The organism is Sandarakinorhabdus sp. (assembly GCF_031422795.1).
Taxonomy (GTDB): Bacteria; Pseudomonadota; Alphaproteobacteria; order Sphingomonadales; family Sphingomonadaceae; genus Sandarakinorhabdus.
In genome coordinates this window covers 1-4,019 of record NZ_JANPML010000328.1, presented here as the reverse complement: position 1 = coordinate 4,019, position 4,019 = coordinate 1, and the positions used below count along the sequence as shown (strand labels likewise).

Below are 4,019 nucleotides of genomic sequence, written 5' to 3'. Positions count from 1 at the left end.
CGCGCCAACATTGCCCAGCCCGGCAAGGCCGATGCGCAGCATGTTTGCCATGGTTCAGGTGCTCGCGTTGGCAGCAGGCGTGTTGACGCCCATCGATTGCAGATATTTGCGGATATTGCGCGCGGCTTGGCGCAGGCGCTGTTCGTTTTCGACCATGGCGATGCGGACAAAGCCTTCGCCGTCCTCGCCATAACCCACGCCCGGTGCGACCGCGACGCCGGCTTGCGTAAGCAATTGCTTGGAGAATTCCAGGCTGCCCAGATGCGCCAGTGCCGGCGGCAGCGGTGCCCAGGCAAACATGCTGGCGCGCGGCGGCGGAATATCCCAGCCGGCGCGGCCAAAGCTCTCCACCAGCACGTCGCGGCGGCGGCCATAAAGCTCGCGGTTCTGCTGCACGATGTCCTGCGGGCCGTTTAGCGCGGCCACAGCGGCCGCCTGGATCGGCGTGAAGGCGCCATAGTCCAGATAGGATTTCACCCGGGTCAGCGCCGAAATCAGCGTCTTGTTGCCGACGGCAAAACCGATGCGCCAACCGGCCATGCTGTAGGTCTTGCTCATCGATGTGAACTCGATCGCCACGTCCTTGGCGCCCGGCACCTGTAGGATCGACGGGGTGGGCACGCCATCGAAATAGATTTCCGAATAGGCCAGATCAGACAGCACCCAGATATTATGCTTCTTCGCAAACGCTACAACGCGCTCATAAAAAGCCAGATCGGCGACTTCGGCGGTGGGGTTGCTGGGATAGCCCATCACCAGCACGCTGGGGCGGGGCACAGTAAAGCGCACGGCGCGTTCCAGCGCCTCGAAATAGGCTTCATCCGGCGTGGTCGGCACCGAACGGATGGTGGCGCCGGCAATGATGAAGCCAAAGGTGTGGATGGGGTAAGACGGGTTGGGCGCCAGCACCACATCACCCGGCGCGGTGATGGCCTGCGCCAGGTTGGCCAGCCCTTCCTTGGAACCCAGGGTCACGACGATTTCGGTTTCGGGATCGAGATCAACCCCGAACCGCCGATCATAATAGGCCGCCTGGGCGCGGCGCAGGCCGACGATGCCCTTTGACGCCGAATAGCCATGCGCATCCGGTTTGGCCGCCACTTCGGCCAGCTTGGCGATGACGTGCGGCGGCGGCGGCAGATCGGGATTGCCCATACCCAGATCGATGATGTCGTCGCCGCGTGCCCGGGCGGCGGCCCGCATCGCGTTCACTTCCGCGATCACATAGGGCGGCAAACGTTTGATACGGTAAAAATCGTCCTGCATGGCCAGTTCCGTTGGGCTGAATTCGTTGCCTTAGGCAACATGGGATCAAAAGAAAAGCGGCGGGGAACTTGTTTGTTCCGCCGCCGCTGGTGGGAGAGACCGATTGTTGCGTCTCTCTCAGGGCGGCGAGGGTGCGGCCAGTGCTGCACACACTGCTGCTGCTGCGGACGCAGCGTTGGCGGCAGCGTCGGCGGCAGCAATGATGATGGCCTGGTTGATCACCCGAAAAAATCCCTTGGTGCCGGCCCAAACCGGGCCAACAACTATTTCGATAGCGCATCAGGCCGGGCTTGGCAAAGCAGCCCAACACGGGGCAGAGTGAAAACTTCAGGAGATTATACAAATGCCCGCCCAGAAGCCCGTGACGCCCGATGCGCCCAACACCAAGGATCTTGGCTCCAGCCAAGCACAGGCGCAGGAAAATTTCCAGAAGGTCACCGATCTGATGGGCAAGGGCCAGCAGATGATGATGGAATTCTGGACCAAGGAACACACGGCGCCGCCGATGTTGACCGATCCGATGGGCTTCATGTCGACGTGGCAGAAGGCGTGGACAGCCATGCTGTCTGATCCGGCCAAGTTGGTGGAGATGCAGCAACGATACATGTCCGACGCGATGGCGTTGTGGCAGAGCTTCCTGTCGCCCGAAACCGAAAAGCCGGCCATCAAGGACAAGCGCTTTGCCAATGCTGCCTGGGCCGAAACCCCGGCGTTTGATTTCCTGCGCCAATCCTATCTGCTCACCGCCAGCCATTTCATGGAAGCCGCGCACAGTCTCGACGGGTTGGAGCCGGCGGAAAAGGCGAAAGCGCAGTTTATCATCAAGCAATATGTCGACGCGATGAGCCCATCCAATTTCGCGATGACCAATCCCGAAGTGTTGAAGGCGACAGCCGAAACCGGCGGTGCCAATCTGCTCAAGGGTCTCGAGCATCTGCTTGGCGATCTGCAGACCGGGCGCATGAAGATGACCGACGAAAACGCCTTTGAAGTGGGTCGCAACGTCGCCATCACACCCGGCAAGGTGGTGTTTCAGAACCGGGTGTTCCAGCTGATCCAATATGCGCCGACAACTGAAACCGTGTTCGAAACGCCGCTGGTGATTTTCCCGCCGTGGATCAACAAATTCTACATCCTCGATCTCACCGCTGAAAAAAGCTTCATCCGCTGGGCCGTCGAACAGGGCATCACCGTGTTTGTGGCGAGCTGGAAAAATGCCGATGCCAGCATCGCTGATGCCACGGTTGATACCTATGTTGAAGAAGGCATCCTGGCGGCGGTGAACGCCGTGCGGGAAATCTGCGGCACGCCCAGCGCCCACACCATCGGTTATTGCGTGGCCGGCACCACGCTGGCCGCTGCCATGGCCGTGCTGGAAAGCCGCGGCGAGGCCGCCAACATCGCCACCGGCACCTTCTTCACCGCCCAGGTTGATTTCGAGGACGCTGGCGAGCTGAAATTCTTTGTTGATGATCCCAGTGTTGAAACGATGGACAAGATGACGGAAGACAAGCCGGTGCTGGATGGCCGGTTCATGGCCACCACCTTCAACCTGCTGCGTTCCAATGATCTGATCTGGAACTATGTCGTCAACAACTACATGCTGGGGAAGGATTATTTCCCCTTCGACCTGCTGTATTGGAACAGCGACGCCACCAACGTGCCGGCCCGTTGGCACCAGCAATATATCAAGGAGATGTACCGCGAAAACCTGCTGGTCAAACCCGGCGGCATGAATGTTTGCGGCGTGCCCATCGACCTGAAAACTGTGAAAACGCCGATGTATATCCAAGGCGGCAAGGAAGATCATATCGCGCCGGCCCGCAGCGCCTTCAAACTCACCAAGGCCTTCACCAACGAAACCCGCTTTGTGCTGGCGGGCAGTGGGCACATCGCTGGCGTCGTAAACCCGCCGTCGGCGAAGAAATATCAGCACTGGATCGGTGATTCCGCAGCTGCCAACCTCGATGCGTTCGTCGCCGGCGCCACCGAACACAAGGGCAGCTGGTGGCCGGATTGGTTGGCCTGGCTCACCCCGCGCTCCGGCCCGCAGGTAAAGCCGCGCGTGCCGGGCAAGGGGCCGTACAAGGCCATCGAAGATGCGCCCGGCGCCTATGTGAAAGAGCGGATCTGATGGACGATTTCAAGACCGCCATGCGCCGCATCATCACCGGCGACGATGCTGACGGCCGTTCGGTGATCATAATCGATGGCCCGCCGTCCTCCAGCGCTGGCGCCATCGATGTGGGCGGCCTGTTCGAAATCTGGGAAGACGCCGCCAGCGGGCCGCTGAATCCCAAGGCGCATGGCGATCTGGGCACCACCACCCCTGTGCTGGGGCCGCGATCGGGCAATGTTCAGGTGCGCTGGTTCGTGGTGACGCCGCAACCCGAAGGCGTGCCCAAGGCGGCACTGGACACCGCCACCCGCGCTGCCTTTGCCACGGTACACGGCGATCACCACATCATCGATCAAAGCCGCCATTCGGCCATGCACGAAACCCACTCGCTGGATATCATCTGCCTGCTCAGCGGCGATGTCTCCCTGATCCTTGAAGGCAGCGAAACCCGCGTCAAACCGGGCCAGGTGGTGATCCAGCGCGGCACCAACCACGCCTGGGTGGCCCACGGCGGCCCGGCGATGCTGCTGGCCGTGCTGATTGACCGGCCGCTGGTGCGCTGAAACGGTGGGTTCAACCGATCAGCCCATGATGGGCGTCGTCATCGTTGCGTTCCAGTCGGCCGACGTGATCG

At 61.2% G+C, this 4,019-nt stretch carries 3 protein-coding genes; 2 read left to right on the top strand and 1 reads right to left on the bottom strand.

Annotated features, from left to right (window positions below):
* Window positions 1–54: 54 nt before the first annotated feature.
* Window positions 55–1,266, bottom strand: coding sequence for an LL-diaminopimelate aminotransferase (locus RMO81_RS11875; RefSeq protein ID WP_310476097.1), 1,212 nt, complete (start codon window positions 1,264–1,266; stop codon window positions 55–57).
* Window positions 1,267–1,609: 343 nt separating this feature from the next.
* On the opposite strand from RMO81_RS11875, the gene RMO81_RS11870 reads away from it, so the two are divergent.
* Together RMO81_RS11870 and RMO81_RS11865 are read left to right on the top strand one after the other, a co-directional pair.
* Window positions 1,610–3,400: a class I poly(R)-hydroxyalkanoic acid synthase gene (locus tag RMO81_RS11870; protein WP_310476096.1), complete on the top strand. Its 1,791-nt coding sequence runs from the start codon at window positions 1,610–1,612 to the stop codon at window positions 3,398–3,400.
* Complete coding sequence (locus RMO81_RS11865; RefSeq protein WP_310476095.1) at window positions 3,400–3,948, top strand: hypothetical protein; 549 nt, start codon at window positions 3,400–3,402, stop codon at window positions 3,946–3,948. Before RMO81_RS11870 ends, RMO81_RS11865 begins: the two co-directional genes overlap by 1 nt.
* Window positions 3,949–4,019 lie beyond the last annotated feature (71 nt).

Excerpts from the sequence above, each read along its gene's own strand:
- RMO81_RS11870 (WP_310476096.1), top strand. The coding sequence starts at position 1,610 with ATGCCCGCCCAGAAGCCCGTGACGCCCGATGCGCCCAACACCAAGGAT.
- RMO81_RS11875 (WP_310476097.1), bottom strand. The coding sequence starts at position 1,266 with ATGCAGGACGATTTTTACCGTATCAAACGTTTGCCGCCCTATGTGATC.
- RMO81_RS11865 (WP_310476095.1), top strand. The coding sequence starts at position 3,400 with ATGGACGATTTCAAGACCGCCATGCGCCGCATCATCACCGGCGACGAT.